Source organism: Streptomyces sp. CBMA152 (genome assembly GCF_014596475.1).
Lineage (GTDB): Bacteria > Actinomycetota > Actinomycetes > Streptomycetales > Streptomycetaceae > Streptomyces.
Window position 1 is genome coordinate 103,085 of record NZ_MECJ01000006.1, and the last position, 24,485, is coordinate 127,569.

Sequence of the window (24,485 nt, forward strand, 5' to 3'; positions counted from 1 at the left end):
AGGCCGTCCCATGGAAACCCATCAGCACCGTACCGACGCCCTGGTCGTCGGCAGCGGTTACGCCGGATCGATCGCGGCCCTGCGGCTCGCCGAGGCCGGGATCGCCACGATCGTGCTGGAGCGCGGCCGCCGCTGGCAGGTCCGCGCCGACGGCGACACCTTCGCCACCCAGCACCGGCCGGACGGCCGCGCGTCCTGGCTGAGCCCCAAGTCCCCGCTGACCGACCGGGAGCTGGACATCTACCCGGGTGTCCTGGAATCCCTGGAGGGCGAGGGTCTGACGATGATCGCGGCGGCCGGTGTGGGCGGCGCCTCGCTGCTCAGCAACGGCACCATGGTCGAGCCCTCGCCCGCGCTGGCGAGTCGGGCGTTCGGGGACTTCCTCGACCAGCAGGAGATGCACGACGTCTGGTATCCGCAGGCCCGGGAGCTGATCGGCTGCTCCCCGATACCGAAGGACATCCTCGACTCCGAGTTCTACCGCTCCTCGCGCGACTTCATGAGCCAGCTGGAGCGGGCGGGCATCCCGTACGACCTGGTCGACCTGGCCGTCGACTGGGACACGGTCCGCGAGGAGATGGCGGGCCGCCGGGAGGCCTCGCACATCGCCGGGCTCAACGTCTTCGGCGTCAACAGCGGGGCCCAGCGCAGCATGGACGTCACCGTGCTCGCCCGCGCCGAGGCCACCGGCCGGGTCGAGGTGCGGCCGCTGAGCCTGGTCACCGGGATCCGCCCGGAGGGCGAGGGCCATGTGGTCGCGTACGACGAACTGGACGAGAGCGGCAGGGTGGTGGCCCGGCACGAGGTGCACACCACGCATCTGGTCCTCGCGGCCGGCACGCTCGGCACCACCCGGCTGCTGATGCGCGCGAAGGCCCTGGGGCATCTGCCGGACCTGGACGACTCGATCGGCACCCGGGTCGGCAACAGCGAGGTGATCACCGCGCGGACCGGGATGGCCCCCAACAACCCGGCGCAGGGCGGCCCTTGCTCGATCGTCGTCAAGGACTGGCAGGACAACCCGCACGCCCCGGTCACCCTGCTCAACTTCCCCTGGGTGGACGCCCCGTCCGACGAGGGGTGGATCACCACGATCGGTGCCTCGCCCACCGAACCGCTCGGCTCCTTCCGCTACGACGCGGCCAAGGACGACGTCGTCCTCAACTGGCCCGTGGAGGACCCGCGCGCGGTGCGGGCGACCGACGCGGTCCGGCACACCCTGGACCGGCTGAACGCGGCAACGCCGGGCAGCAAGACCGCCTTCAACCGTATCGGCACCACCGGCGGCAACGTGGTCGGCGGTGTGCCGCTGGGCCTGGCCACCACCGCCGACGGCTCGGTGCGCGGCGCGCGCAACCTGTACGTCGTCGACGGCTCGCTGCTGCACGGCTCGTCCGGCGCCGTGCCGCCGGCGCTCACCATCGCGGCGGTCGCCCTGCGCGTGACCGCCCTCCTGGTGCCCGCCGTCGCGGGCGCCTGGGTCGCCGGCGTCTGAGCACTGTGGCCGCGCACGGAAACGTGCGCGGCCACAGACGTGCGCGGACGGCGGACATACGAGAGGGGCTCCCCCCGAAACCATCGGGGGGAGCCCCTTCCTCGTACCAACTGCTCGGTGTCTAGCGGAAGTTCGGGATGACCTGCTCGGCGAAGAGGCGGGCGGTGCGGGTGGTCTCCTCGAAGCTCGGGTTGCCCGAGATCATCTGGAGGCTGATGGTGACGTCGCCGTACCACTCGCGGATGGTGCGCAGCCGCTCGGTGATCTCCTCCGGGCTGCCGACGAGGGTCTTGTTCTCGGCGAGCGTCTTGTCGAAGTCGGACCGCTTGACCTTGTCGACGATCTCCTCGTACCCCTGGTAGCCCTCGCTGCGGCGGGTGCCCCAGGCGGCCACGGCGTCGATCATCACCGCGTTGGTGCGCTGGTTGTACTCGCGGCCCTTGGCCTTGGCCTCGGCGGCGTCCTCGGCGAGGTAGCAGCCGTAGCTGAGGTGCACCTCGTCGCCGCCCGCCGGGTGACCCGCCTCGGCGTACGCCTTGCGGTAGAGGGTCAGCATCTCCTGGACCTTCTCGCGCTTGGAGATGGACGGCACGAGCAGCAGTCCGTGGCCGTCGCGGCCGGCCTGCTCGCAGGACGACGGCGTGATGGCCGCGGCCACCAGGATGCGCGGGTGCGGGCGCTGGTAGGGGCGGGGCAGCAGGGTGACCGGACCGAACTTGTAGAACTCGCTGTCCCAGACCACGTTCTCCTCGGCCCACAGCTTCTGGCAGGCCTTGAGACCGTCGACGAACCGGGGGCGGCTCTCGTCCATGGCCAGCTCGAACGCGTCGAACTCGTCGGGCAGGAAGGCCCGGCCGAAGCCCACCTGGAGGCGGCCCTTGGAGATGTTGTCCAGCATGGCGAGCTTGCCCGCCAGCTTCAGCGGGTGCGTGAAGGCCGGGATGACGGCGCCGGTGACCAGCTTGATACGGCTGGTACGGGCCGCGGCGGCGGCCAGGAACGTCACCGGGTCGGGGCTGTAGCCGCCGTACTTGAAGAAGTAGTGCTCGACGGTCTTGATGTGGTCGTAGCCGAGCTCCTCGGCCAGTTCCACGAGCCGCAGCGCCTCGTCGAAGTACTGGTCGGCCGGCTTGTCGTCCGGACCGACCGTGGGGAAGAAATTGATACCGAATTCCATCGCTGCTCCATGTGTCTCAGGTTCGGCACTTCAAGGCCGGGTTTGCTCGGAATAGGGCCGGGTCGTGCTCAGAACACGACTCCGGCGCCGCCGTCCACCGGCAGCACGAGGCCGGTGGCGTAGGAGGCTTCGGGGCGGGCGAGGTTCACCAGCCACCAGGCGATCTCCTCGGGCTGCCCCACCCGCCCGAGCGGCACCCGGGCGCGCTGGCGTTCACGCAGCCGGGCGACGCCCTCGGCGTCCAGGCCCGCGTGCTCGCCGATCGGGGTCTCGACCGGGCCGGGCGCGACGCCCGCGACCCGGATGCCGCGCGGTGCGAGCTCCAACGCCCAGGTGCGGGTGAGGAAGTCGAGCGCGGTCTTGGTGGCGCCGTACACCGAATGACCGGGCCAGCCGCGCTGGTTGCCCGCGGTGGTGACGTTGATGACGGTGCCCTTGGCCGCCTCCAGGTGGGGCAGGGCCTCCTGGGTGAGGAAGAGCGGCGCCAGGAGGTTGGTGGCGACCTGGCGGTGTGTGTCGTCCGGCTCGATGCGGCCGAGCGGCGCGGACCGCATGGTCACCGCGTTGTTGATCAGGACGTCGACGCCGCCGAGTTCACGTACGGCCGCCTCGACGATCGCGCGCGGTCCCTCCGGCGCCGAGACGTCGGCGGCGAACGGGTGGATGCCCGGGCGCCCGTCGGCGGTCTCGTGCAGCCGGGCTGCTCCGCGCCCGACGGCCAGGACGCGGGCGCCCTCGTCGGCGAAGGCGTGCGCGACCGCCCGGCCGATGCCGGTCCCGGCACCGGTGACGACGACGGCCCGGCCGGTCAGACCGGTGCCGTCGCCGGCCGGGCCGGTCACAGCTCCGTGCGCTCTCCGTCGGAGCCGACCGGCGACCACCACAGGTTGCCCCGGGTCACCCCGTCGGCGAACAGGGCGCTGCGGCCCTCGACGATCTTGCCGTTCTCCCAGCGGAGCATGTGCACGCCCTCGACCTGGAGACGCTCGTACGGGGAGGTGGTGCCCTCCTCGGCGTGCGCGCGGTAGCCGTCGAGCTGGTAGATGTCGACGGAGATGCCGTCTGCCTCGTTGATGAGGATGTGGTGGGTGTCGGCGGTGATGCGGCCGCCGCAGGCCTCGCCCAGCTTGCCCATCTTCTGGAGGTAGTCGTCCAGGCCGTTGAACCAGCCGGCGAACTGGTGGTTGCCGGGCATCTGGAAGCGCAGGTCCTCGGACCAGTACTCGGTGATCTTGTCCCGGTCGCCGGTCATGAGGGCCGCGTACGCCGCCTCCACGCGCTCACGTGTCAGATCGGCCATGGTGTTCCTCCTGCTCAGGGCCGGTGTGCGAACCGGCCACGCTGTCATGTGAGTTGACTCGGTGACGGACGAGCCAGCCGTCGTCGCGACGGACCAGCTCGTCCCGTCCGGTGGTGCTCAGATGGAGCTCGGCGCGACCGCCTCGCGGGGTCTGCACCAGGAGCGCGTTGTAGCGGGTGCGTACGGCGCCGTCCCCGATGTGCTGGACGGTGAGCATGCCGATCAGATACCGGCGCACCCGGCCGTCCGCCCGCCGCTCGCCGACCGCGCCCCGGGCCGCCGCCGCGATGGCGGCACGTCCTCGGCGTACGGGCGGCGCGTTCCCGGCGAAGACCTTGTCCGCCGGGGCCTCCTGCTCGAAGAGGGCGTCCTCGGTGAAGGTCAGCGCCCAGCGGTCGACGTCGCCCTCGCCGAGCAGCCGCACCTGGGTGGCGTAGAACCGCTGGATCTCGTCGAAGAGAGGGCCGTCGACAGTCTGCGGCGCCATCGGATCAGACCCCGTCGTGGAAGATGTCGCGGTGCTTGATCAGCCACTGACCGTCGCGCCGCACCAGCAGGTCGGCGCCGGTGGTGCTCAGGTACACCGACGCCTTGCCGCCGCGCGGGGTCTCGAAGACGACCGCGTAGTACGTGGTGCGCACGGCCTCCTCGTCGCCCGCGCCGGGCGTCCCGGGGGTCGCGACGACCATCGAGAACCAGTGCCGGCGCTGGACGTCGCGGGCCGCGAGCCGGTCGATGCCGCGCCGCATCGACGTGGCGATGAACGAACGGCCGCTCCACGGCTCGGGCTTGACGTTCTGCGCGAAGACACCGTCCTCGGTGAACCCGTCCGCCCAGCCCTCGGCGTCGCCGCCGTCGAGCAGCTGCATGTGGTGGGCGTAGAACTGCAGGATCTGCGCGTACGACTCGGCCGAGACGGCGGAGAGGTCCGCGGCCGTGGCGGCAGGGGCGGTCATCGGGCCACACCCTCGACGACGACGTCGCTCATGTGCGGCTCGCCCTTGATGACGGTGCCGAGCGCCTTGAGGCGGGCACGGAACTCGGGCTCGGCCAGCGCCTTGTCGAAGGACTCGTTGCTGTCCCACTCGGCCACGTTGAAGTAGGTGCCCGGCTCCTTCTGCGAACGGAGCAGCTGGTAGCGGATCAGACCGGGCTGCTCCTCCATGAACTCCGCGACGTGCGCGTAGATCCGCTCCAGCTCCTCGGGCTTGCCGATGAGCGTCAGCTTGTTGACGAAGACGACCACGAAGACTCCTCGGTAGGACGAACGGTGTCACCCGGGCACCGGCCTGTGCGGCAGACCGTTCCCCCGGCCCGCAGGGGCCGGCGCCCCGGGCACCGTCCACACTTCCGGCCGCCGCTGATGCCTGGTTGGTGACTCGTTGGAGGACGGCGACAGGCGTCACGACCGAGCCCCCAGCCCGTCGGCATCGCCTCCCGATCCGGTCACCGTCCGCGCTGCCGATGCTGAGCGCATCGTCCTTGTCCACCGAATCCGGGAGTGCCCGTGTCCGAGGCATCCGTGCCTGTCCTCATAGCCGGCGGCGGTCTGTCAGGTCTGTCCACCGCACTCTTCCTCGGCCTGCACGGTGTGCAGCCGCTGCTGGTCGAGAAGCACCCCGGCACCTCCGTCGTGATGAAGGCGCGGGGCCAGTACCCGCACACGATGGAGGCGCTGCGCATCGCCGGTGTGGCCGACCGGATCACCGCCGCCTCGCCGGGCGGCACCGGCGACTTCTACATGGCGCTCGCCGAGACCCTCTCCGGCCCCGTACTGCGCGGCATCATGACGCAGGGCGAGATGAGCATGAACCATGTCTCGCCCGAGGAGTGGGCCATGGCCAGCCAGGAGCTCACCGAGGAGATCCTGGCCGACCGCGCCCGCGAGCTGGGCGCCGAACTCGCCTTCGGCACCGAGCTCGTCTCCTTCACCCAGGACGCCGACGGGGTCACCGCGCTGCTGCGCGAGGTGAAGAGCGGCGCCGAACGCACCGTACGCACCCAGCAGTTGGTGGCCTCCGACGGCCGCCACAGCCGGGTGCGCCGCGCCCTCGGTCTCGGCGCGCACGGCCGGGGCCGGCTCGGCGAGGTGTTCCGGGTCTTCTTCGACGCGGACATGAGCGGCCCGCTCAAGGGGCTGGAGGGCGGCGTCACCGAGGCCCGCCGCTTCGCCCTGTTCCATCTGCTGCACCCGGTGCCGGGCGTCTTCTACACGACGGACATCCCGGGCCGCTACGGCTACATCCGCGGGATGACCAAGGAGCAGCCCGACTTCACGAACTACTCCGAGGAGCAGTGCGCCGCTCTCGTACGCACCGGTCTGGGCATGCCCGACCTGGAGCTGACGGTGGCGGGCTCGGGTCTCACCGAGATCGTGAGCGAGGTCGTGGACCGCTTCTCCGTGGGGCGGGTGCACCTCGTGGGCGACGCCGCGAAGGTGGTGCCGGCGCCGGGCGGGCTCGGCGGCAACACGGCCATCATGGACGGCTTCTACCTCGCCTGGAAGCTCGCCATGACCGTGACGGGCCAGGCCGGTCCGGGGCTGCTGACCAGCCATGACGCCGAGCGCAGGCCGGTCTCCGACATGATCGCGGAGCAGCAGTTCGCCAACACGGTGGAACGCCTCGGCCCCGACCTCGACGACGGTACGGCGGCGGCTCCCATCGACCCGGTCGTCCAGGTCTTCGGTTACCGCGTCGCCCAGGGCGCGGTGGTCCTTGAGCCGGGCGACGAGGGGGAGTTGCTGGAGGACCCGACCGCGCCCACCGGACGTCCGGGCTCACGTGCGCCATACGTATCGCTCGACGGCGGCGGCTCCACCACCGCCCTGTTCGGCCGGTCCTTCGTCCTGCTCGTCGGGGCCGACGGCGACGGGTGGGAGGACGCGGCCAAGGAGGCGGCCGACCGGCTCGGCATCACTCTCGCCGTCCACCGTACGAGCGGCTGGGAGAAGACGTACGGCGTCACGTCCACGGGGGCCACGCTGGTGCGCCCCGACCGCTTCATCGCCTGGCGCGCGGCCGACGACTCGGGGACCGGTGGCCTGGAAGCCGCCCTGCGTACGGTCCTCGACCGCCCCGCGCGCCGACCCTAACTGCCGTACCAAACAGCCGAATCGGAGATATCCATGACCATTTTGGTGACCGGGGCCACCGGCAACGTCGGCGGCAAGGTGCTGGCGCGCCTGCTCGCGGCAGGCCACCCCGTACGGGCCCTCACCCGCGACCCGTCCCGCGCCCAACTGCCCGACGGAATAGAGGTCGTGGGCGGCGACATGGGTCGGACCGACACACTCCCGGACGCGCTCGACGGCGTACGCAAGGTCTTCCTGATGTCGCTGGGCCACAACAAGCGCACACACGACGCCCAGTTGATCGAGGTCGCGCGGAAGACGGGCGTGGAGCACATCGTGCAGCTCTCCACGCTCGGCGTGGCGGAGGTCGAGGAGGAGAACGACACGCCGCTGGGTCTGTGGCACCGCCAGGCCGAGCGGGCGGTGACGGAGTCGGGGCTCGCCTGGACGATCCTGCGGCCCAACGGGTTTATGACGCACGCGCTCGGCTGGCGCGACGCCGTGCACGGGGACGGTGTGGTGCGCAGCCCCGTCGCCGATCTGCCGGAGGCGCTGATCGACCCCCGGGACATCGCGGAGGTCGCGGTGCGCGCGCTGACCGAGCCGGGCCACGAGGGCCGTATTTACGCGCTCACCGGCCCCGAGGCGCTGACGGCCCGCGAGCAGGTGGCGGTGGTGGGTTCGGTGCTCGGCAGGCGGCTGCGCTTCGAGCAGATCTCCATCGAGGAGCACCATGCGGTCATGGCGCGGCTCTACGGGCAGGAGACCGCCGACGGTGTGATGGTGGCGCTGCGCAAGGCCCTGGAATCCGGCGACGACTTCCGGGGGCGGCTGTTCCCCGATGTCCGGCAGGTCCTCGGCCGCCCGGGCCACAGCTTCCGCGAGTGGGTGGAGGCGCACACGGCCGCCTTCGCCTGATCGGTCCGGAACGGCACGGTGCCCGGCGTCCGCCTCGCGGACGCCGGGCACCGTGCCGTTCCGGACCGATCAGGCCGCAGCTTGCGAGAAGGCGCGGGTCCGCTTCTCGTAGCGCGGGCGCCACACCGCCTTGTAGATCATCCGCACCGGCGGCGGCAGCGCGCCGAGCGCGGTGCGCTGTGTGTCGCCCGAGGCGCCGTCCAGCACCCACGGGAAGTACAGGGCGCCGCCCTTGAGGCCGAGCATTTTGCGCTGCTCGGTGCCGAAGATGTCGTACTCCTCCTGGCTCAGCACCGCCTGGACCACCGGGAGGGCCGCGCGCTCCTCGTGGTCGAGGTGGTGGACCAGTTTGTCGGCGACGGCGGCGACCAGAGCGGGCAGCCGCTGCTGCTGACCCTGGGTCAGCACGTCCTCGACGGCCTCCAGCGGCGGGTCGAGGACCTCGTGCTCGGCGTCCATCTCGTCGAGCATCCTCAACTGCGCGGGTTCGTCGGCGAGTTTGGCCCGCATCATCGGCCACAGGACCTTGTCCTCGGCGGTGTGATGGATCGTCAGAAAGGTCTGGAAGGTCTCCCAGCCGGTCCGGAAGGCCGAGCCGGGTGCCGTGCCCCGGTCCTCGGCGGCCGCGGCCAGCAGTCCCAGATCGCGCCGGAAGGCGTCGTGGGTCGCGTACATCAGCGTCAGGTCGGGCATGTGGTGGGCGCCGTCCTCGATAGAAAGTTATGGGGCATGCTGTTCCGGATCTATGGAACAGCATGCCCCACGCCGAGATCCGGGGCAAGTTGTTCCACAAACCCGTCCGGGGCAGACTGGTGCACTGGTGACAAGACGACAGGATGGAGCCGGATGTCCGCGCCGACCGGGCCGAGCAGCACCCATGACGCACCGGGCCGGGGGCCCGACCCGCGTGCCGAGCGCAGCCGGGCCGCCGCCCTGGCCGCTGCCCGCGATCTGCTCATCGAGCAGGGCTGGTCGGCGGTGACCCATGTGGCCGTCGCCGCGCGCAGCGGAGTGGGCCGCACGACCCTGTACCGCCACTGGCCCGACGCCTCCGGGCTGGTCCGGGACGTCATCGCCGAGCGCATCTCCACCGCGCACGCGCCGCCCACCGGTGTGCTGCGCGAGGACCTGATCCATGAACTGGACGGGCTGCGGCGACTGCTGCACGACCCGGTGAGCGACCGGGGGCTGCGCGCGGTCATCGAGCGGGCGGGCGTCGACCCGGTCTTCGCCCGGCTCAAGGAAGAGCTGTACCACCAGGGCTCGCGCGTCTTCCGGACCGTGCTCGACCGGGCGAAAGCGGCCGGGGAACTGGCGGCGGACCTCGACGCCGACCTGGCCGTCGACCAGCTGGCGGGACCGCTGATGTACCGACGGCTGCTCGCGGGGCGAACCGTCACCAGGGAGTACGTGGAGCGTGTCGTCGACGACTTCCTCGCGGCACACGCGACGTCGGCCTATTCGGCACCGACCGCCGACTGAACCGCGCACGCCGCCCGATAGCCACCGGGAACCCGGACGTCGGTCAGGGTCCACCGGGGCAGCCGGGCGGGGAACGGGGCGGCGCCCACGTACGTACGGGACGGGTGCTCGGCCAGGCCGGTGCCCATCCCCTTGAGATACGCCTCCTTGCGCGCCCAGCACCGCGCGAAGGCGGCCGGTCGCGCGACGGGCGCCACGGCCCGCAGCTCGGAACGCTCCCGGGGATGCAGGGCCGCCAGTACCGTCTCGGCCGTGTCCGCCGCGGGGATCTCCTCGATGTCCACGCCGACGGGGGAGGAGGCGACCCCCACGAGCATCACGCGCCCGCTGCGCGAGAGCGAGTAGTGCAGCGGCGAACCCGCCACGGCGGGACGGCCGTGACCGTCACCGCAGCCCGGGCACGGTTCCCGGACAAGACGCACCCGCCCCGGGTGCACATCGAGGTACCCGCCGAGCAGCCGCCGCACCACGGCATGGGCGCGGATGTACACGGCGTGGTCCTCGGGCCGTACGAACGCGGCCGCGCGGGCGAGTTCATCCGCGTCGAGCAACGCCCGGTCGGCAGTCGGCGCGGGTCCACCCAGGAAGGGGCCCGCCAGCCACAGGCGTGGCGGCCCCCCGTCCCACGGCCCGGGCAGCCGGTCCGGGGCGTAACGCTCGGGGAGCCGCGGCCCGCTCAGCCGACCTCCCCCGCCTCGACCGGCACGGCCACCGGCTGCTCCAACGCGGACTTGAGGGCCTGGAGGAACAGCACCGCGTCCCGCCCGTTGATGACCCGGTGGTCGAAGGCGAGCCCGATGTGCGCCTGCCGGGTCGCGACCACCTCGCCCTCGTCGGTGAGTTCAAGGACGCTCTGGGTGCCGCCGAGCGAGACCATGCAGGTCTGGCCGGGGAACACGATCGGCTGGGTGAACACCACGTCAGCGTCGTTGTTGAGCGACAGCGTGATGGCGGCGCCGGTGAGCTCGCTGCCCTTGAAGGAGCCGCGCAGCGCGGAGAACCGGATGTCCTCAAGCCGTTCGGCGACATCGGCGACGCTCAGCTCGTCGGCGTCGCGCACGACCGGGATGTACAGGCCCTGGCCCAGGTCCACGGTCACCCCGATGTGCGACCCGTCGGCATGCGAGATCGTGCCGTCGTCGTGGTACGTGGCGAAGAAGGCCGGGAAGTCGCCGCGCAGCCGGGCGAGTTCGGAGATCAGCAGCTCGGGCAGGCTGATGGCGACGTCCGTGTGCCGCGCGAGCTCGCGGGCGCTGTCCTCGGCCGCGTCGACCCGTACGCGGAGCACCGTGAACGAGGTCGGGATGGTGCGCAGCGACTCGGTGACCACCGAGCCGATGGCGCGCTGGAGCTGGCTCAGCGGAACCTGGCCCGTGTCCTCCTCCTGCGCGGGGGCGCGCCGCGCCAGCAGGGCCTCCACGTCGGAACCCTTGATCACGCGCTTGCCCAGCGCGCGCAGCTCGTCCCCGCTGACCTCGGAGGCGGCGGCCAGCGTGCGCGCGGCGTCCGTGAGGACGTACGAGGCATCGTCGCCCGGACCGGACGCGGCGGTTGGGGCAGCGGCCGCCGAGGCCAGGTACGCCGTGCGCTCGGCCTCGTCGGCGAAGAGCCGGCCGACGACGGTGCCGGGCGCGACCTGCTCACCGGCCTGCACGGCCCGGAGCAGTACGCCGTCGTGCTCGCACACCAGGTCCTCGGCGGCCTTCGACGTCTCGACGGTGGCGAGGTCGTCGTCCTTGCCCACCGTGGCGCCGTCCTCGACCAGCCACTCGACAAGGTCGTAGTGCGCGTCGTTGTTGTTCAGCTTCGGTACGGTGATCTCGATCATTGCGCCAGCTCCCGCAGGGCGAGTCCCAGCGAGTCGCTGCTCACCAGGACGTTCTCTTCAAGGTGGAGGGCCGTCGGGATGACGGCGTCGGCGGAGTGGACCAGCTTGACCGGCGCCCGCAGACTGTCCCAGCAGTGGGTGTAGAGCTGCTGGGCGACCTCGCCGCCCCAACTGCCGCCGGGCGGCGCGTCGTCCACCACGCACACCCGCCCGGCCCGCGCCACCGCTCCGGTCAGCACCTGGGCGTCGAACGGGTACAGCCGCGTCGGCACATAGATCTCGCACGCGATCTCATGGCTCAGGAACAGCGCGCGGGCGGCCTCGACCGCGCGGTGGGCGAGCCCGCCGGGCGCGACGAGGACGAGGTCGGGCTCGTCGACGCCCTCGATGGCGAGCCGGGCCACCGGGAACGGCTCCTCGCCGACGAAGTCGAGCGAGAACAGCCCGCCGACCGGTCCCGCCTCGCGCTGGTGCATGCGCTCGGTGTAGAGGACCTTGTCCTCGAAGTAGACGCAGGGGGCGCCCAGTTCGACCATCCCGGCGAGCACCGTGCTGGTGTCGTGGAACGGCGACAGCTCGAACAGATGCAGATCGGGCACGCCCAGGAAGTGCTTCTGCGGGCTCTGGCTGTGGGTGGGGCCGTAGCCGCGCCGGCCGCCGACCGGGCAGCGCACCACCAGGTGCATCGGGTGCCGGGTCCCGTACATGCTCACGGACTTGGCGGAGAAGTTCACGATCTGGTCGAAGGCCAGCGTGATGAAGTCGCCGAACATCATCTCGGCGATCGGCTTGTTACCGGTCAGGGCGAGGCCGTTGGCGACGCCGAGGATGGCGTTCTCGCTGATGGGCGTGGTCAGGACGCGGTCCCCGAACCGGTCCGAGAGGCCCTTGGAGATGTTGAAGGCACCACCGTACGGGTCGAGGACGTCCTCGCCGATCAGGAAGGTGTCCTCGTGGGCCGCCATCACCTCGTGCAGGGCGCGGTTGAGGTTCTCGCCCACGCGTTCGTTGCGCGTCATGCCGTCCCTCCGGCTGCCAGCGGTCGCGCCAGGACGTCGGCGGCGACGCGGTCGATGAGTTCCCGCTGGGTGCGGTCGTGCGCCGCGAAGCGCTCCGGGTCGGCCTCCCGGCAGGCGGTGTACCAGTCGCGGGCCTGCGCCGCGGCGACCGTCTCGGCGGGGCGGGTGTCGTCGCCCTTGCTGTGCGGACCGAGGCGTACGGTGTCGAACTCCACGACGAGCGGCATACGTTGCTCCCGCACCCGCGCGATCCTGGGCTCCAGCTCGGCGCGGATGGTGGGGATGTCGTTGGTCGTCACACGGTGGTGCTCGATGTCGAAGGCACGGGCGCGGTCCGCCACCGTACCGGCCATGTTGACCGCGTTCGGGGTGGTCTGCGAGATGCCGTTGTTCTCCACGACCACGAGCAGCGGCAGCTCCCACAGGCGCGCGATGTTCAGCGCCTCGTAGACCGACCCCTCGCCCCAGGTGCCGTCGCCGATGTACGCGCACGCCAGCAGGGGCAGGCCCTGGCGCTTGAAGTGCAGCGCGGCGCCGGCGGCTACCGGCAGGCTCTCGCCCTGGATGCCGGTCGAGACATAGCTGTCGCGGAAGATGTGCTGGCTGCCGCCGACACCCCCGCACACCGCGCCCTCGCGGCCGGTGATCTCCGCGAGGAGCCCGGCCGGATCGGCGAACCGGGCCAGGTAGTGGCCGTGGCCGCGGTGGTTGCTGAAGAGGAAGTCGCCCTGGCGCAGCAGAGGTTCGAGCGATACGGGCACGTACTCCTGGCCCAGGCACGTGTGCGTGGTGCCGTTCAGCTTCCCGGCGCCGAACAGCTCCAGGAGCTTCTGCTCGAAGTGCCGGATCAGCAGCAGCGAGTCGAGGTCGGCGTCGGTGAGCGCCGACAGGGACGTGAGGGGGGAGGGTTCGGTGATCGTCACGCCGCGAGCCCCTTGCTCAGCAGGACCTCGCGGATCGCGCCGACGGATTTGAGGGCGCGGACCTCCTGACGGCTGAAGGAGGTCGCGTACCGCCCTTCCAGGGCGATGATCAGCTGCATCTGCTTCAGGCTGGTCCAGCGGCTGTCGCGCACCGGCCCCAGGCTGTCGTCGACTTCCCCCCGGGGGATGCCGAGTACGTCCGAGACGACGTCTTCAAGCTTCATGCGTCAAACACTCCGAGCGGTTGCGGTGACAACCAAGAAGTCGGTGGTGGATGCGGCCCAAGTGCCAAGGGCCCCACGGTGCTTGGCACGGGGGAGGGCGCTTGGGCCGGACACGCTGTGGCTGCGTGGGACCTCAGTAAAAGCAAACCTTCATGCCGGTTTCAATTGCGATCAGACATCTCGATGGAAGCGGAGCGCGCATGTAACGGGGGTGTGAACGGAGCTTGACCTGGGTCTGTCGGGGCACCCCGCCAGGTCTTAGGTGCAGGTCACGGGCTATTTTGTGGCATGGGCCACGCTCCCGGCAGGGGAGGCCGGCGCCCTTGCAATAAACATACCGTTAGGTATATTTTCGGCCCCGAGAGCGGAGTACGTGTCTCCGCTCATCGGACGATCCAGGTGTCGTGGGAGGGGAGAACATGGAAATACAGCATCTGCGTGTCTTCCGCGAGGTCGCCCAGGAGCTGAGCTTCACCCAGGCGGCCAGGAACCTGTACTGCGCGCAGTCCACGGTGACCGGCCAGATCAAGAGCCTTGAGCAGGCGCTGGGGGCCGAGCTGTTCCATCGGCGCGGCCGGCTGCCGATCGAACTCACCGAGGCGGGCGCCCGCCTGCAGCCGCGCGCGGAGCAGATCCTGCACGCGGTGGAATCGGCTGTTCGCGAGGTGCGTACGAGTACGGACGGCGGCCGCCGCACCGGCGTGCCCGCCGCCGTTCGTGCGCGCCGTGAGCCCCTGTCCCTGGCGGGGGCGATCCCGTCCCCGTCGCGGGCCCGCGACTAGCGGGCCGAGCTCATCAGCAACTCCCAGATGTCGCCCGCCCGCAGCACCAGACAGTCGCCATCGGCGGCCGCCGTGGTGTCGCGCAGCCCGAAGACGGCAGCGAGCAGCAGCCGGGCGAGCGTGTCGATGTCGCGGCCAGGCTCGATCTCACCGCACTCCCGCGCCTGTCGCGCCAGCCGTTCCACCACCAGCCGCGACTCGCGCACCACCGTGGGCACAGCCTCCCGCGTACGTGCGTCCTCGCAGGTCAGCCGCAGTGCCGCGGCGAACCGTACGTCGTGCTGCATCCGGCCGACGAGGTCCAGGACCAGCGTGCGCAGCGCGGCCAGCGGCCTGCCGTCCGCCGCCCCGGCCTCGGCGCGCCGCAGCAGTGCGCGCCAGTCGTCGTCGAACCGGCGGATCAGCTCGGTCGCGAGCTCCGCCTTGGAGGAGAAGTGCCCGTACAGCGCACCCTTGGTCAGCCCGGTGCGCCGCACCACCGACTGCAGCTGGGTGCCGGCGTATCCCTGGGCGGAGAACTCCTCGGCGGCGGCGTCCAGGATCGAACGGTGCGTGCGCAGCGCTCTGTCCTGCTTGATCACGGTCAGATCCTTTCGTGCCTCGGTCGCACCCGGGAATCCGCACGCGGTGGGGTGGGCCGCGTTCGACGCGGCGGGAGAGGCGCCTCGGCGGCTCATACGGTCCCCCGCGACCGGCGGGGCGGGAACGCTCGCGCACCTCGTCCGGGGGAAACCCAGCGCGAACTATGGCAGACGTCGGACGGTGTGTCCACCGCCTCCTCTCGCCGTCATGACCTGCGGGAACGTGGGGAGTTGGGCTACGGGCGGGGATTCGTTCACTCCTGTCATCGGGGTATCCGATGACATTTGAAATCCGTCGCGCCGGGGTGATTTCGTGAGTGCGGGGCGTCTCCCCCCGGGCCCGCTCTCCGGGCGGTGCGGGATTCGCACGTCACCCCGGCCGCACGTCACCCGGCCGGAGCCCGGCCCGCCGTGCCGCAGTCGGCCGGGAGTCCGGCCGCAGCCGGAGTGGACCCCAGTGCTGCCGCAACCGGCGCCACCCGCAAATCCGTGAGGTCTTTCCTGTGCACACACCGCAGAAGCCGCAGACGTCGGAACATCCTGATGCCTTCCCGCTGACCGAGGCGCAGCTCGGCCTGATGGCCATCCACCGCTCGGTGCCCGCCCGCAACCTCTACAACATCGTCATCGAGTTCACGCTCGACCCCCGGTTCTCGTCGCAGGACATACGCACCGCCCTCGCGGCAGTCACCGAGGTGCAGCCCGCGCTGCGCCTGGGACTCGGCGAAGTACCCACCCCGCACGCGGAGCTGGTCCCGCCGCTCACCCCGGAGAATGTCCCGCTGAGCGCTCACCGGGCCTCGGCCGACTTTGCCGCCACGCGCGAGGCCCTTCTGGACGAGCTCGGCGCGCACGCCTTCACGCTGAATGCGCCGCCGCTGTTCGTCGCCGCCCACCTCGCGCCCGAAGGCGGGCCCGGCGACGCGATCCTGCTGCTCGCCGTCCACCACACCGTCTTCGACGGCTTCTCCGCCGGCCCGTTCGTACGCGATCTGAACGCGGCACTGGAAGGCACCCTCGACAGCCGCGCCCTGGCGCCGGTCCGTGAGGCGGCCCTGCGTGCCGAGGTCGAGGCGCAGCTCGCGGCGGCGGAGGACGAGGACATCGCGCAGGAGGCGCGGGAGCTCGCCGCCCGGCTGCGCGCCGCCCCGGCCACCGAGCTCTACCCCCGCCCCGGCCGTCCCACCCGTACCGACTTCTCCGGCGCGCGGCGTGAACTCCCGCTCTCCGTCGAGGAGTCGGCGGCCGTGGACGATGCCTGCCGCAGGCTGGGCGTCACGCCCTTCACCTTCTTCTCGGCGGTGTACGCGGCCGTACTGGCCCGCCACTGCGGCAACGCGTCCGCGACCTTCGGCGCCACGCTGATGTCCCGGCGCACGCTCGACTCCTTCGACCTGTGCGGCTTCTTCGTCAACACCCTGCCGCTGTCGGTGCCCGTCGACTGGGACGCGCCCTTCGCCGAGTTCGTCGCCAAGGTCGTCGACGAGGAGGTCGAGGACACCAAGTTCCGTACGCAGCTGCCGTTCAGCCGGGTGGTGGAGCAGTACGCGCCGGACCGCACCAGCGACCGCAACCCCGTCTTCTCCGCGCTCCTCGCCGTGCAGGACAGCACGGTCACCGAGCCGGGCGCGCCCGTGCGAGGTGTACGCCAACACGGCAACGGCTCGGCCAAGTTCGACCTCCTCCTCTTCGCCACGCCGACCGCGGACGGCTGGCTCCTGGAGCTGGAGCACGACCGGACCCTGCTGCCCGCCCCCGTCGCCGAGGCGCTGGCCGACTCGCTGCGCCAGGCGCTCACCCATGCCTCGACCGGAAGCGACACCCGTACGGTGGCCGGGCTCTTCGAGGACTCCGTACCGGCGAGCCAGGACGCGCCGCCCGCGCGGTCGCTCCCGTACGACACCGTCTACGAGTGGGTGATGGCCACCGCCGCCCAGCACCCCGAGCGCACCGCCGTGATCGAGGAAGGCGCGCCGATCAGCTACGGCGAGCTGGCCCGGCGCGTCGACGAGGTGGCCGGGGGGCTTGCCCGGCGCGGTGTCGGGCCGGGCGGCGTCGTGGGAGTGGCGACCCGGGGACTGACCGACACGGTCGTCACCGTCCTCGCCGCGCTGGCCCGGCGGGCCGCGTATCTGCCGCTGGATACCCAACTGCCGCCGGAACGCCTGGCCATGATGATTGATCAGGCACGGTGCCGACTGGTGGTCGGCTCTTTCGAAGGTACGGACGTCACCGTCGACCACCCCGCCGACCTGGCCGCCGAAGGCGCGCGGGACGGACGGCCGGACGTGACCGGGCGCGGCCCGGACGACCCCGTGTACACCATGTTCACCTCCGGCTCCACCGGCCGCCCCAAGGGCGTCCTCATGGGCAACGGCGCTCTGGTCAACCTCACCGACTGGCAGCTCGGCGTACTCGGCATGGACGGCACGACACGCTTCCTCCAGTACGCCCCCATCGGCTTCGACGTCTCCTTCCAGGAGATCTTCCCGACCCTGGTGGCGGGCGGCACGCTGGTCTCGCGCGAGCCCGTGGACCGGCGCGACCTGCCCGCGCTCGTACGCAGGGTCGCCGAGACCGGAGTGACGCACCTCTATCTGCCGGTGGCCGCGCTGCGCCCGTTCGCGCTCGCGGCCGAGGATCTGGGGGAGCGGCTGCCCGGGCTGCGCCACATCTGCGTGGCGGGCGAGCAGCTCCAGGCGGACACCAGTGTTCAGGAGTTCTTCGAACTGCGGCCGCACATCCGCCTGTTCAACATGTACGGGCCGACCGAGACTCATGTCGTCACCGCGCAGGAACTGACCCGCGACACCCTGCCCTGGCCGGTCCACGTACCGATCGGCCGCCCGCTTCCCGGGGTCACCGCCCAGATCGTCGACGTCACCGGCCACCTCGCCCCGCTCGGCGTCACCGGCGAACTCCTCCTCGGCGGCCGCTGCCCGGCCCTGGGTTACGTCAACGATCCCGAGCGCACGGCCGAGCGCTTCGTGCCCGACCCTTACGGCGACGGTCCCGACGCCCGCCGCTACCGCACGGGCGACCAGGTCTTCCGGGACGAGCACGGGGTGCTGGTGTACGCCGGACGCGACGACGACCAGGTGAAGATCCGGGGTTACCGGGTCGAGCTGGGGGAGCTGGAGTCGTCGGCCACGGCTCTGCCGGGAGTACGTGCGGCGGTCGCCGCCACCCATAAGGACGGCGTGGAGCGGCAGTTGCTGCTCTTCGTGGTGCTGGACGAGGCGACGCGGGCGAGCACCGGCTCGGTGCGCGACGCGCTCGCCGCCCGCCTCCCCTCGTATATGCACCCCGCCCACGTCCTGGCCGTGGACTCCATCCCCACCAGCCACAACGGCAAGCTCGACCGGGCCGCGCTGCTGCGTCGGCTGCCCGAACTGCTCGTCGAGCGGGCTCAGGACGACCCCGCCGCACCCACCGCCGACGGCGGACCCGCATCCGTATTGGAGACCGAACTGTGCGCACTCTGGTCCGAACTCCTCGGCGCGGACGTGCCGGTGGACGGCTCGCTGGTGGAGCACGGGGCCCACTCGCTCAACGTGCTCACCGCACTCGCACGGATCGAGCAGCGCCACGGCGTGCAGATCACGATCCTCGACTTCTTCCGCACCCCCACCGTGCGGGCGCTGGCCGAGCTCATCACCATGGAAGGCAAGCACGTATGACCACGCCACCGGCCACGTTCGCCTCGCCCCTGCTGGTCCCGCTGGGCCGGGGCACCGGCGACGCGCACACCGTGCTGCTCCCCGCCGCGGGCGGCGGCTTCAGCCCGTACTACTCGCTCGCAGGCGGACTCACCCACCGTGGCCCCGTCCACGCGATCCGCGCCATGGGCCTGATGCCCGGCGAGGAGCCCGACCGCGATGTGCCCACGATGGTCGAGCGCTATCTCGACCTCATCAACTCCCGTCCGGTGAGGCCGAGTTACCTCGTCGGCTGGTCGCTCGGCGGGGTGCTCGCCTGGGAGCTCGCGGCCCGGATCGGCCGCGAGGGCGCCGCCCCGGCGGTGGTGATGGTGGACAGCTACGCCCGCCTCGCCGACCGCGAGGGTGCGACGCGCGACGAGGTCCTGGACCGCATCGGCCGTTCCATGGGCTTCGAGCCGACCTGGGACCAGGCCCCGCGGGTACGCGAGGTCGCCGCCGCGCACCTCGACGCGGCCCACGCCCACCTCGCCTCGGCGGAGTGCGAACCCCCGGCCCTGCTGCTCTCCTGCACGGCCGGGCGCGGCGCCGACCAGCTCGACCAGTGGGCCCTGCGCGCCCCGAACCTGCGGGTGCGGGAGGTGGACTGCGACCACTTCGAGGTCCTGGACGCCGCCCGTACGCCGACGCTGCTGCGCCACATCGACGACTTCCTGACGACCCTGGACCAGGGCTCGTACGGGACCTTCGCGGGCTGACAAGGAATCGCCATGGCCGACACCGCACCGGGCAGCGCCCTGCCCTCCGCCCTGCCCCCCGTCCTGCTGGACGGTTCCCCCTTCGCACTGCTCCACCGCCCGCACGCCACGGGCCAGGACGGACTCGAACTCCTCCTCGGCGACATCACGGCCGCCGACCGCCTCGCCGACCTGCCGCTCGACACCACGACGCCTGCGGCCGAAGGCCCGCGCCATGAACTCCTCGCGATCCTGCCGTACCGGCAGATCACCGAGCGCGGCTACGCCTGCAACGACGACGGTGCCCCGCTGGTGGTGATGAGCGTGCGCGAGCAGCGCGAGCTCTCCGTCGCACGGCTCCTGGCCGAGATCCCCGACGTCCCCCAGACGCTGAGCGACGCGGGGTTCGACATCGAGGACGAGGAGTACGCGCGGATCGTCCGCAAGGTGCTCGCCGAGGAGATCGGCAACGGCGCGGGTGCCAACTTCGTCATCAAGCGCTCCTTCGTCGCCACCGTCGAGGACTGGTCCCCGGCCGCCGCGCTGGCGCTCTTCGGGCGGCTCCTTGCCCGGGAGTCGGGCACGTACTGGACCTTCCTCGTGCACACCGGCGACCGCACCTTCGTGGGCGCCTCGCCCGAGCGGCATGTGAGCCTGGAGGCCGGCACGGTCACCATGAACCCGATCAGCGGCACCTACCGCTATCCGGCCTCGGGCCCGACCGTCGAGGGCGCCCTGGGCCTGCTCGCCGACCGCAAGGAGCGCGAGGAGCTCCATATGGTCGTCGACGAGGAGCTCAAGATGATGACCCGGATCTGTGATCCGGGCGTACGGGTGGAGGGCCCCTACCTCAAGGAGATGAAGCGGCTCGCCCACACCGAGTACTTCATCCGGGGCGAGAGCTCGCTGGACGCCCGCGAGATCCTGCGCGAGACCATGTTCGCGCCGACGATCACCGGCAGCCCGGTGGAGAGCGCCTGCCGGGTGCTGCGGCAGTACGAACCCCGGGGCCGCTCCTATTACAGCGGCGCGCTGGCCCTGATCGGCCGGGACGGCGACGGACGCCGGGCGATGGACTCCGCGATCCTCATCCGTACGGCCGAGGTCGACCGCGCCGGGCGTCTCGAACTCGGCGTCGGCGCCACGCTGGTGCGCCACTCCGACCCGGAGAGCGAGGTGGCGGAGACCCACGCCAAGGCCGCCGGACTGCTCGGCGCGCTCCGGGACGAACAGGCTCCCGACGACCGGCGGGAGGCGGCCGTGTCCACCCTGGCTCTGGACCCCAGGGTGCAGGACGGGCTCACCCGGTACAACCAGGGCCTGGCCCGGTTCTGGCTGGAGCCCCGGCCCTCGGAGCACACGGAACTCGCCGGGCTGCGCGTGCTCGTCGTCGACAACGAGGACACCTTCACCGCGATGCTGGGGCACCAACTCCGTTCGCTGGGACCGCAGGTGACGATCCACACCTGGTACGACCTGCCGGAGTCGGCCCTGGACGACGTCGATCTGGTGGTCGTGGGCCCCGGCCCCGGCGACCCGCGCCAGAGTGCCGACCCCAAGATCGCGGCGGTGCGCAGCCTGGTGGAGCGGCTGCTCGAACACCGGATCCCGTGTGTGGCCGTATGCCTCGGTCACCAGGTGGTCTCGGGTGTCCTCGGCCTTCCTCTCGTACGCAAGGAGGTCCCCAACCAGGGACTCCAGGAGGAGATCGACTTCTTCGGCAGCCAGGTGCGCGTCGGCTTCTACAACGCCTTCGCCGGACGTACGGAGAGCGACCGGATCCACCTGGACGGTTCCGGGACCGTCGAGATCAGCCGGGACACCCGCACCGGTGAGGTGCACGGGCTGCGCGGCCCCGGCTTCGCCACCGCCCAGTTCCACCCCGAGTCCCTGCTCACCGAGCACGGCCCGGCCCTGCTCCACGACCTGGTGACCACGGCCCTCAAGACGCCGTACGAAACCGATATGCCCAACCACGCACGGGGGACCGACCGTTGAGCATCACCACCGAGGCCCGGCGCCCGGACACCACCTTGCTTCCGCTGCCCGCGAGAGAGCGGGACTCGCTGGCCGAACTGCCGGCCGGGCAGCAGCCGTCCTGGGCGGACGCGGAGCTGCTGGCGAAGGTGCGCGGCGAGCTCGCCGACAGCGCGCCGCTCGTCCCCGCGCACGAGACCGTACGCCTGCGGGCCCTGCTCGCCGAGGTCGCACTCGGCCGGGCCCTGGTCGTCCAGGCCGGGGACTGCGCCGAGGACCCCGCCGACCGCACCCAGGAAGCCGTCGACCGCAAGGCCGGGCTGATCGACTGCCTGGCCGGCATCCTCCAGGCCCGCGCCGGACTCCCGGTGCTGCGCGTCGGCCGCATCGCGGGCCAGTACGCCAAGCCCCGCTCGCAACCGGTCGAACAGCGCGACGGCGTCGAACTCCCGGTATTTCGTGGGCCGTTGGTGAACGCGCCCGGCTTCGACCCGTACGAGCGACGCCACGATCCACTGCGGATGCTCGACTGCCACCAGGCGGCCGCGTCCGTCCTCGACCGGCTGCACGACCGGCACGACACCCGGCCCGGCGGCACCCCCGTCTGGACCAGCCATGAAGCGCTCGTCCTCGACTACGAGCTGCCGCAGCTGCGCCGCGACGCCTACAACCGCACCTTCCTCACCTCCACCCACTGGCCGTGGATCGGCGAGCGCACCCGTCAACTCGACGGTGCACACGTGGAGTTGATGTCCAGGATCGCCAACCCGGTGTCCTGCAAGGTCGGCCCGACCATGACGGTGGACGAACTGCTCGCGCTGTGCGCCCGGCTCGACCCCAACCGGCAGCCCGGGCGGCTCACCCTCATCGCCCGGCTCGGCGCGGACGTGGTGAGCGAGCGCCTGCCCGCACTGGTGGCGGCCGTACGCGACGCGGGGCACCCGGTGAGCTGGCTCTGCGACCCGATGCACGCCAACACGTACACCGACCGGGGTGGCCGCAAGACCCGGTCGGTCGCCACCGTCATCGACGAGCTCCAGCGCTTCCACACCGCCGTCACCCAGGAGGGCGGCACGGCGGGCGGGCTCCACCTGGAGGCCACGCCGGAGCCGGTCGCCGAATGTGTCGCCGACTCCGAGCCGCTGGCGTCCGGCGCGTACACCACGCTGTGCGACCCGCGACTCAACCTCCAGCAAGCCATCGCCGTGGCCAACGCCTGGCCGCAGCAAGCCAGTTGAGCTTCCTGGCTCGTCGATCCCCCGAACCGTCGTCTGCCGAAAGATCCGCCCCCATGGCACTTCCCGCGATCCAGTCCTATCCGCCGCCCTCCGGCGCCGAGCTGCCCGAGAACCAGGTCACCTGGCGCATCGACCCCGACCGTGCGGTGCTGCTCGTCCACGACATGCAGCGGTACTTCGTCGACGCCTTCCCCGCAGGCCAGGAGCCCGCGCTCTCGCTGACGGCCAACGTCCGCGCGCTGCGCGACTCCGCGGCCGCCAACGGGATGCCAGTCGCCTACACCGCACAGCCCGGCGGTATGACCGCACCCGAGCGGGGTCTGCTCAACGACTTCTGGGGTCCGGGGATGACCGTGAGCCGCGAACAGCGCGCGGTCGTCGACGGCATCGAACCGCGCCCCGGCGACTGGGTGTTCACCAAGTGGCGCTACAGCGCCTTCCACCGCACCGGGCTGCTCGACCTCCTGCGCGAGCAGGGCCGCGACCAGCTCGTCATCTGCGGTATCTACGCCCACATCGGCTGCCTCGCCACCGCTGTCGAGTCGTACACCAACGACATCGAGACCTTCATGGTGTCCGACGCGGTCGCCGACTTCACCGCCGAGTACCACCACATGGCCCTGCGGTACGCGGCCGAGCGCTGCGCGGTGGTGCTGCCGACGCACACGGCCGTAAGCCAGATCACCACGGCCATGGCCGCGACGACCCCCTCCAGCACAGCGATCTCAGTGGAGACCCGATGACCACCCTGTTCATAGCCAACAACCGCACCGCCCAGATGGTCGGCGACCTCGACGAGCTCACCCCCGAGCACCGCCGCACGGCGGGCGTCACCGCCCAGCGCATGATCTGGTACGCGGCCGAGGGCGACGTCCTGGTGGTGCCGCATGTGCCGAGCGAGGAGTTCCTGGCGTACGTCACCGGGCTCACCGGCCGCAGCCGCGCGGACATCGCGGTGATGGCCCCGCCGCCGGGCCGCCTCGGCACCGATGTGCTGACCCCGGACCGTTGGGAGGACGCTCCCTTCGTCGAGCAGATCCGGCGGTATGTGGAGAAGGGTGAGATCACCAGCGTCTACCCGATCTACTTCGACAGCTCGGTGGTCCGGCTGACCCAGGAGTTCGGCCTCGACGCCACGACGCCCGGATTCCCGTACATCCACCAGGGCGGTGGCCAGCTCCTCAACAGCAAGGCCACCTTCCGCGCGCTGGCGGCGGGCATCGGCAGCCCGGTGCCCGAGGGCACGGTGGCGTTCGACCGGGGCGCGGCCGAGGAGTTCCTGTGGGTGCTGCTCTCGGCGGACCGGCACGCCATCGTGAAGAAGGACTTCCACGTCGCCGGTTACGGCAACGCGATCCTCAGCCGTACCGCCGACATCACCCCGATCGGCGCCCCCGAGGTCACCGTCGTGGAGACCCGTGAGGCGCTCGCCGCGCATCTGGACCGGCAGTGGGGCTGGTACTCCAACGACGACACCCGGCCCGTCGTCGTCGAGGACTACACCCCCGACAGCATCCCGGTCTACGCCGAGTTCCGCATCACCGCCGAGGAGACCAGCCTCTTCGGCCACGGCGAGATGCTGATGGGCCCGATCTTCAACGGCCTGGTGATCCCGGCCAAGTCCGCCGACCACCCCGGGTTCCCGCGCTTCCTGGAGGAGGCGCACCGGCTCTGCGAGACCGTGCGGGCGATGGGCTACCGGGGTCCGATCAGCGTCGACGGCATCGTCACGCCCGACGGCCCGATCCTGCTCAACGAGTTCAACGGCCGCGTCGGCGGCTCGACCCACATCAACTACCTGGCCGAGCAGCTGGTGGGCGACGACTTCCTTCAGGAGCGCGTCCTCATCCAGCGCCACGCCTGGAAGGTCCCCTCCTTCACGGAGGCGGTGCGCGAACTCGCCGAGCGGGGGCTGGCGTTCGACCCGGCGACCCGTACCGGCGTCGTGATCACCTCCGACGACAGCCGGTTCGGCGGCACCGTCGAGTACTGCCTGATCGCCACCGACATGGCCGCCGCCGAGCGGACCGAGGAAGTGCTGTCGGCGCTCTTCGCCTGACGGCCTAGGCCCG

At 71.4% G+C, this 24,485-nt stretch carries 24 protein-coding genes; 11 read left to right on the forward strand and 13 right to left on the reverse strand.

The features are described from left to right. The first annotated feature begins 10 nt into the window (after positions 1-10). Positions 11-1,495, forward strand: coding sequence for an FAD-binding protein (locus BG418_RS06140; RefSeq protein WP_188272675.1), 1,485 nt, complete (start codon positions 11-13; stop codon positions 1,493-1,495). 121 nt (positions 1,496-1,616) lie between these two features. Here the strand turns inward: BG418_RS06140 and BG418_RS06145 are convergent, their stop codons facing one another. The 6 genes from BG418_RS06145 to BG418_RS06170 all read right to left on the reverse strand — a co-directional run bounded on the left by BG418_RS06145 (position 1,617) and on the right by BG418_RS06170 (position 5,218). Continuing rightward, entirely contained in the window at positions 1,617-2,672 is a 1,056-nt protein-coding gene (locus BG418_RS06145) for an LLM class flavin-dependent oxidoreductase (protein ID WP_188272676.1), read from the reverse strand. Between the two features lie 68 nt (positions 2,673-2,740). Beyond that, complete coding sequence (locus tag BG418_RS06150; RefSeq protein WP_317453528.1) at positions 2,741-3,514, reverse strand: SDR family oxidoreductase; 774 nt, start codon at positions 3,512-3,514, stop codon at positions 2,741-2,743. Then, the gene (locus BG418_RS06155) at positions 3,511-3,972 is read right to left on the reverse strand and encodes a nuclear transport factor 2 family protein (RefSeq protein ID WP_188272677.1); all 462 of its coding nucleotides are present in this window, start codon (positions 3,970-3,972) and stop codon (positions 3,511-3,513) included. The genes BG418_RS06150 and BG418_RS06155 overlap by 4 nt, the downstream gene beginning before the upstream one ends. Further along, complete coding sequence (locus BG418_RS06160) at positions 3,953-4,459, reverse strand: nuclear transport factor 2 family protein (protein WP_188272678.1); 507 nt, start codon at positions 4,457-4,459, stop codon at positions 3,953-3,955. The genes BG418_RS06155 and BG418_RS06160 overlap by 20 nt, the downstream gene beginning before the upstream one ends. A gap of 4 nt (positions 4,460-4,463) precedes the next feature. After that, on the reverse strand, positions 4,464-4,928 hold the full coding sequence (locus BG418_RS06165; protein WP_188272679.1) for a nuclear transport factor 2 family protein: 465 nt from the start codon (positions 4,926-4,928) through the stop codon (positions 4,464-4,466). Then, complete coding sequence (locus tag BG418_RS06170) at positions 4,925-5,218, reverse strand: antibiotic biosynthesis monooxygenase family protein (protein ID WP_188272680.1); 294 nt, start codon at positions 5,216-5,218, stop codon at positions 4,925-4,927. The genes BG418_RS06165 and BG418_RS06170 overlap by 4 nt, the downstream gene beginning before the upstream one ends. A 261-nt stretch (positions 5,219-5,479) precedes the next feature. Here BG418_RS06170 and BG418_RS06175 point away from each other — a divergent pair, with 261 nt between their 5' ends. Beyond that, positions 5,480-7,066 carry an FAD-dependent monooxygenase gene (locus BG418_RS06175; protein WP_188272681.1) on the forward strand — a complete coding sequence of 529 codons (1,587 nt, stop codon included), beginning with the start codon at positions 5,480-5,482 and terminating at the stop codon, positions 7,064-7,066. Between the two features lie 33 nt (positions 7,067-7,099). Then, positions 7,100-7,963, forward strand: coding sequence for an SDR family oxidoreductase (locus BG418_RS06180; protein WP_188272682.1), 864 nt, complete (start codon positions 7,100-7,102; stop codon positions 7,961-7,963). A 69-nt stretch (positions 7,964-8,032) separates the two neighbouring features. Here the strand turns inward: BG418_RS06180 and BG418_RS06185 are convergent, their stop codons facing one another. Continuing rightward, complete coding sequence (locus tag BG418_RS06185) at positions 8,033-8,656, reverse strand: hemerythrin domain-containing protein (protein ID WP_188272683.1); 624 nt, start codon at positions 8,654-8,656, stop codon at positions 8,033-8,035. 153 nt (positions 8,657-8,809) lie between these two features. Here BG418_RS06185 and BG418_RS06190 point away from each other — a divergent pair, with 153 nt between their 5' ends. Beyond that, positions 8,810-9,445, forward strand: coding sequence for a TetR/AcrR family transcriptional regulator (locus BG418_RS06190; RefSeq protein ID WP_188272684.1), 636 nt, complete (start codon positions 8,810-8,812; stop codon positions 9,443-9,445). Here the strand turns inward: BG418_RS06190 and BG418_RS06195 are convergent. From BG418_RS06195 to BG418_RS06215, 5 genes are all read right to left on the reverse strand, one after another. Further along, complete coding sequence (locus BG418_RS06195) at positions 9,421-9,996, reverse strand: 4'-phosphopantetheinyl transferase superfamily protein (protein WP_223184435.1); 576 nt, start codon at positions 9,994-9,996, stop codon at positions 9,421-9,423. The genes BG418_RS06190 and BG418_RS06195 overlap by 25 nt on opposite strands. A 125-nt stretch (positions 9,997-10,121) precedes the next feature. Next, entirely contained in the window at positions 10,122-11,273 is a 1,152-nt protein-coding gene (locus tag BG418_RS06200; protein ID WP_188272685.1) for a 2-oxo acid dehydrogenase subunit E2, read from the reverse strand. Continuing rightward, positions 11,270-12,292, reverse strand: coding sequence for an alpha-ketoacid dehydrogenase subunit beta (locus tag BG418_RS06205; RefSeq protein ID WP_188272686.1), 1,023 nt, complete (start codon positions 12,290-12,292; stop codon positions 11,270-11,272). Before BG418_RS06205 ends, BG418_RS06200 begins: the two co-directional genes overlap by 4 nt. Beyond that, positions 12,289-13,215 carry a thiamine pyrophosphate-dependent dehydrogenase E1 component subunit alpha gene (locus BG418_RS06210; protein WP_317453529.1) on the reverse strand — a complete coding sequence of 309 codons (927 nt, stop codon included), beginning with the start codon at positions 13,213-13,215 and terminating at the stop codon, positions 12,289-12,291. The genes BG418_RS06205 and BG418_RS06210 overlap by 4 nt, the downstream gene beginning before the upstream one ends. Beyond that, positions 13,212-13,439, reverse strand: a complete 228-nt coding sequence (locus BG418_RS06215; RefSeq protein WP_188272687.1) for an acyl carrier protein — start codon at positions 13,437-13,439, stop codon at positions 13,212-13,214. Before BG418_RS06215 ends, BG418_RS06210 begins: the two co-directional genes overlap by 4 nt. A 419-nt stretch (positions 13,440-13,858) precedes the next feature. Here BG418_RS06215 and BG418_RS06220 point away from each other — a divergent pair, with 419 nt between their 5' ends. After that, complete coding sequence (locus BG418_RS06220) at positions 13,859-14,221, forward strand: LysR family transcriptional regulator (RefSeq protein WP_188272688.1); 363 nt, start codon at positions 13,859-13,861, stop codon at positions 14,219-14,221. On the opposite strand, the gene BG418_RS06225 is transcribed toward BG418_RS06220, so the two are convergent. Then, positions 14,218-14,802, reverse strand: coding sequence for a TetR family transcriptional regulator (locus tag BG418_RS06225; RefSeq protein ID WP_188272689.1), 585 nt, complete (start codon positions 14,800-14,802; stop codon positions 14,218-14,220). The two genes, BG418_RS06220 and BG418_RS06225, sit on opposite strands and share 4 nt — an antisense overlap. Positions 14,803-15,305: 503 nt before the next feature. Between BG418_RS06225 and BG418_RS06230 the strand changes: the two genes are divergently transcribed. The 6 genes from BG418_RS06230 to BG418_RS06255 are packed head-to-tail and all read left to right on the forward strand — an operon-like array spanning position 15,306 to position 24,472. Further along, positions 15,306-18,482: an amino acid adenylation domain-containing protein gene (locus BG418_RS06230; RefSeq protein WP_188272690.1), complete on the forward strand. Its 3,177-nt coding sequence runs from the start codon at positions 15,306-15,308 to the stop codon at positions 18,480-18,482. Continuing rightward, complete coding sequence (locus BG418_RS06235; protein ID WP_188272691.1) at positions 18,479-19,219, forward strand: alpha/beta fold hydrolase; 741 nt, start codon at positions 18,479-18,481, stop codon at positions 19,217-19,219. The genes BG418_RS06230 and BG418_RS06235 overlap by 4 nt, the downstream gene beginning before the upstream one ends. A 12-nt stretch (positions 19,220-19,231) precedes the next feature. Beyond that, entirely contained in the window at positions 19,232-21,196 is a 1,965-nt protein-coding gene (locus tag BG418_RS06240) for a chorismate-binding protein (protein ID WP_188272692.1), read from the forward strand. Beyond that, on the forward strand, positions 21,193-22,413 hold the full coding sequence (locus BG418_RS06245) for a 3-deoxy-7-phosphoheptulonate synthase (RefSeq protein ID WP_317453530.1): 1,221 nt from the start codon (positions 21,193-21,195) through the stop codon (positions 22,411-22,413). Before BG418_RS06240 ends, BG418_RS06245 begins: the two co-directional genes overlap by 4 nt. Before the next feature lie 53 nt (positions 22,414-22,466). After that, entirely contained in the window at positions 22,467-23,156 is a 690-nt protein-coding gene (locus tag BG418_RS06250; RefSeq protein ID WP_188272693.1) for an isochorismatase family protein, read from the forward strand. Next, positions 23,153-24,472: a peptide ligase PGM1-related protein gene (locus BG418_RS06255; RefSeq protein ID WP_188272694.1), complete on the forward strand. Its 1,320-nt coding sequence runs from the start codon at positions 23,153-23,155 to the stop codon at positions 24,470-24,472. The genes BG418_RS06250 and BG418_RS06255 overlap by 4 nt, the downstream gene beginning before the upstream one ends. Positions 24,473-24,485 lie beyond the last annotated feature (13 nt).

Coding starts and splice junctions, on each gene's coding strand:
- BG418_RS06235 (WP_188272691.1), top strand. CDS start 18,479: ATGACCACGCCACCGGCCACGTTCGCCTCGCCCCTGCTGGTCCCGCTG.
- BG418_RS06255 (WP_188272694.1), top strand. CDS start 23,153: ATGACCACCCTGTTCATAGCCAACAACCGCACCGCCCAGATGGTCGGC.
- BG418_RS06165 (WP_188272679.1), bottom strand. CDS start 4,928: ATGACCGCCCCTGCCGCCACGGCCGCGGACCTCTCCGCCGTCTCGGCC.
- BG418_RS06240 (WP_188272692.1), top strand. CDS start 19,232: ATGGCCGACACCGCACCGGGCAGCGCCCTGCCCTCCGCCCTGCCCCCC.
- BG418_RS06200 (WP_188272685.1), bottom strand. CDS start 11,273: ATGATCGAGATCACCGTACCGAAGCTGAACAACAACGACGCGCACTAC.
- BG418_RS06190 (WP_188272684.1), top strand. CDS start 8,810: ATGTCCGCGCCGACCGGGCCGAGCAGCACCCATGACGCACCGGGCCGG.
- BG418_RS06250 (WP_188272693.1), top strand. CDS start 22,467: ATGGCACTTCCCGCGATCCAGTCCTATCCGCCGCCCTCCGGCGCCGAG.
- BG418_RS06155 (WP_188272677.1), bottom strand. CDS start 3,972: ATGGCCGATCTGACACGTGAGCGCGTGGAGGCGGCGTACGCGGCCCTC.
- BG418_RS06160 (WP_188272678.1), bottom strand. CDS start 4,459: ATGGCGCCGCAGACTGTCGACGGCCCTCTCTTCGACGAGATCCAGCGG.
- BG418_RS06180 (WP_188272682.1), top strand. CDS start 7,100: ATGACCATTTTGGTGACCGGGGCCACCGGCAACGTCGGCGGCAAGGTG.
- BG418_RS06220 (WP_188272688.1), top strand. CDS start 13,859: ATGGAAATACAGCATCTGCGTGTCTTCCGCGAGGTCGCCCAGGAGCTG.
- BG418_RS06185 (WP_188272683.1), bottom strand. CDS start 8,656: ATGCCCGACCTGACGCTGATGTACGCGACCCACGACGCCTTCCGGCGC.
- BG418_RS06205 (WP_188272686.1), bottom strand. CDS start 12,292: ATGACGCGCAACGAACGCGTGGGCGAGAACCTCAACCGCGCCCTGCAC.
- BG418_RS06145 (WP_188272676.1), bottom strand. CDS start 2,672: ATGGAATTCGGTATCAATTTCTTCCCCACGGTCGGTCCGGACGACAAG.
- BG418_RS06215 (WP_188272687.1), bottom strand. CDS start 13,439: ATGAAGCTTGAAGACGTCGTCTCGGACGTACTCGGCATCCCCCGGGGG.
- BG418_RS06140 (WP_188272675.1), top strand. CDS start 11: ATGGAAACCCATCAGCACCGTACCGACGCCCTGGTCGTCGGCAGCGGT.